This is a genomic window from Catenibacterium sp., from assembly GCF_052354645.1.
GTDB classification, from domain to species: Bacteria; Bacillota_I; Bacilli_A; order Erysipelotrichales; family Coprobacillaceae; genus Catenibacterium; species Catenibacterium mitsuoka_A.
This window is the reverse complement of record NZ_DAWDDM010000334.1, coordinates 1-1986: the sequence shown is the minus strand read 5'-3', so window position 1 is coordinate 1986 and position 1986 is coordinate 1. Positions and strand designations below refer to the sequence as shown.

2 protein-coding genes are annotated in these 1986 nt (G+C 32.1%); both read left to right on the top strand.

Annotation, left to right across the window (positions count from 1 at the left end; genetic code table 11):
- A partial coding sequence (locus ACT8VG_RS10685; protein WP_444195862.1) for a BMP family lipoprotein occupies positions 1–653 on the top strand: 653 nt, incomplete at its 5' end.
- Positions 654–1229: 576 nt separating this feature from the next.
- Positions 1230–1986, top strand: a 757-nt coding sequence (locus ACT8VG_RS10680; protein ID WP_444195861.1) for an ABC transporter ATP-binding protein, incomplete at its 3' end; no start/stop codon positions are given.

Below are 1986 nucleotides of genomic sequence, written 5' to 3'. Positions count from 1 at the left end.
GTTATTTAGCTGGTTATGCTGCTGTAAAAGAAGGCTACACAAAGATTGGCTTCATGGGTGGTATGGCACTTCCTGCAGTAATTAACTATGGTTATGGTTATTTACAGGGTGCTAACGACGCTGCAAAAGAATTAAATATTAAAGTTTCTGCAAAATATACTTACACAGGTACATTCAATGAATCACCAGAAATTAAGACTAAAGCTACTGGATGGTACAATGGTGGTACTGATGTAATCTTTGCTTGTGGTGGACAGATTTGTAACTCTATCTTCGCTGCTGCAGAAGATACAAACAAAAAGTCTATCGGTGTAGATAGTGACCAGAAAGATGATTCTAAAACAGTTATTACTTCAGCTATGAAGGGTGTTAAACAGACTGTATTAGATGAAATCACAAATGCTTTCAATAACAAGTTTGAAGGTGGCGCTCATGTATTAGGTGCAGAAGGCGACTACATTGGTCTTTCAACTGATTTCTCAAGATTAAAGAAATTCACAAAGAAAGATTACGAAAAAGTATTCAAAGATGTTAAAGATGGTAAAGCAAAAATTATTACTTACTCAGATGTTGATGAAAATGCAAAGGGTGATCCTAATACAAAAGTATTAAAGGATGCTTTAACTAACGTAACAGTATCATATGAAAATTAAATAAAACCTATAAAAGTGGCTTAAATAGCCACTTTTTTTGATTTAAAAAGATAACAGATAGGCAGCAAAGATAGATTCCTCATATTATAAGAGATCAATTTTTTAGCACACACCATAAAAAAATAAGGACCAAAGCTTATATGCTCTAGTCCTTATTTGCTTTTTCAATGCTTCCATAGCTTCTCTAAAAACAGCTGATGGTTTAATTTTAGTTTTTACACGCTTCTCTAATATCTGTAACAAATTTAGTCTTGTAACTTACACCAACTGCTTTCATATTGCTTTTTAATCAAATTTTCCCATATTGATTCATTTAAAAAACTAATTTTAAAACAATAAGCGATATAATCTGAACGATTGTGGTAGTGTCTTTTAATACCCTGTTGATTTTTTATATAAGTCATACCTTCTCTCACCAAATCCTATCAGATTAATACTTTTACACATATCAACATTAATATCATTCCAAGCTCTTATCAAATTTCTTATTTTTATATGTTTCTTTATATTCATAAATACATTTAGTTATTTTTAAAGTGAACAATTTATAGTATAATATGGTCAGAGGTGAGAATATTGGAATATGCTATTGAAATGCTTAATATCACAAAAGAATTCCCTGGTATTAAAGCAAACGACGATATTACTCTTCAAGTAAGAAAAGGCGAAATTCATGCTTTGTTAGGTGAGAATGGTGCCGGTAAATCTACTTTGATGAGTATTTTATTTGGTCTTTATCAGCCTGATATGGGTGAAATAAAGATTAATGGACAAAGCGTTAAAATCAATGACCCAAATGATGCCAATAAATATAACATTGGTATGGTGCATCAGCATTTTAAACTTGTTCATAATTTCACTGTTTTGGAAAACATTATTTTAGGGGTTGAAGAAAAGGGGTTATTCGGTAAGCTCAAGACAGATAATGCGCGTAAGAAGGTGATGGGCTTATCTGAGAAGTATCATTTAAACATTGATCCAGATGCAAAGATTGAAGATATTACTGTTGGTATGCAGCAGCGTGTAGAAATCTTAAAGATGTTATATAGAAATAATGATATCTTGATTTTTGATGAACCTACTGCAGTACTCACTCCACAGGAAATTGATGAGTTAATGAAAATCATGAAGGAACTTATTAAGGAAGGTAAATCCATCATTTTCATTACTCATAAGTTAAATGAAATCAAAGCAGTAGCAGATCGCTGTACAATCATTCGTAAGGGACGTTATGTTGGTACAGTCAATGTAGCTGATGTGACTAAAGAACAGTTATCAGAAATGATGGTTGGTCATAAGGTAAACTTGACAGTCACTAAAGATGAACATGAAC